Origin of the sequence: Herbaspirillum sp. B65 (genome assembly GCF_000333555.1) — a bacterium.
Lineage (GTDB): Bacteria > Pseudomonadota > Gammaproteobacteria > Burkholderiales > Burkholderiaceae_D > Herbaspirillum > Herbaspirillum rubrisubalbicans.
The window spans coordinates 1-1,240 of the sequence record NZ_BADI01000548.1 but is presented as its reverse complement, the minus strand read 5'-3'; the positions used below and the strand labels follow the sequence as shown (position 1 = coordinate 1,240).

Annotated in this window: 1 protein-coding gene; it reads left to right on the top strand. The window is 57.2% G+C overall.

The genetic code is table 11. The annotated features are described in order from the left end of the window. Positions 1–724 precede the first annotated feature (724 nt). Positions 725–856: a hypothetical protein gene (locus I5W_RS33870; RefSeq protein WP_017452901.1), complete on the top strand. Its 132-nt coding sequence runs from the start codon at positions 725–727 to the stop codon at positions 854–856. Positions 857–1,240: the final 384 nt, after the last annotated feature.

Genomic DNA, 1,240 nt, shown 5'->3' with positions numbered 1-1,240 from the left:
GAGCTGCGTGGCTTGACCATCCAGTGNATGAAGTAGCTTTCCCGCAGTAACCGAGGGCGCAACAAAAAGCGCCGGATCATGTTGATTTACGACACAGCCCCTGTCGCACAAATGAAACATCGTGCAGCAGGGGCTTGTTGCTTGACGACCTAACAACATCAGTAAGCCACTGATTTAAAAGGAAAATTACAAGCCAGCATGGAGTAGACACCCGCCGAGGGAAGAATTATTCACAAACTCGATAACTGGTATTGGGATTCAAAATTGGAACGCTGGCCGTGAAGCGAATATATTGCAATGCAACAGATCAATTTCTTCCTCACGGAGCTCACCATGAACATCGTCGCCGACATCCTCCCGTACACCCTGCTCATCGGCGCCATGGTTGCGCGCTACCTGATTTCGGTCAAGTAAGCAGCTTCCTGGCCGGGTTCTCGCCAGCATCCCCGAGGATGCGGCAGGGAACGTCGGAGCAGATTTGAAAAGCGGTCATTGTCGCGTTGCAACGTGGACAAGCCGCTTTTTTCTTTTGCCCTTCACAGGGGCAGATCAACCCGTTTTGGGGCATTTTTTGCACCATTATCATCATCGATGATATCTGGAACTCAAGGCCAATCGCCGTCCCCCAGACGGCAGCAAGAGTGAACCCGCGCCCGGGCCTGGCTTGCAAAGCTTGTGCAGCGCATTACACTCGCAAGCTTTGCCACTGCAACGAAAGCCAAGCATGAAGCGACTCGCCTCCCTCCTCGCCGCCTCCGCCCTGCTGCTGGCCGTGCAAGGCTGCGCCTGCGCGCCGGGCTTCGTCGGTTTCGACAGCCGCTGCCAGTTCCACAACATTCCCAGCGGACAGCCCTGACATGAAGAAAGCGTCCTAACAGGCCCTGCAGGACGCCGATAGCGCAGCTTTACGTAGGTAATTCCAGGTTAATTCCCACCTCTGCGGGGCGCTGATTGCGCTGCCCGTTCTCGCTCTTTTCCCGCCATCAAGAGCGCCTTGTACGGCGTCTCAATCTGCGGTTGAAAACGGCAGCCAGTGCCGCAGATCATGCATGACTTGCTCGCGCAAGCTGGCTTCCTCGTTGAAGATCTCGTGATAGGCCGCCTCATACCAGTGCAGCGTCTTGCGCGGCCCCGGCAAGGCGTCGAAAAAGCGCCCGGCTGCCGCGCGGTGCGACAAAGGCATCGTCCCCGGCCACCTGCAGCAGCACTGGCCGGGTGAACTGCACGGCGTCGCGTGCGA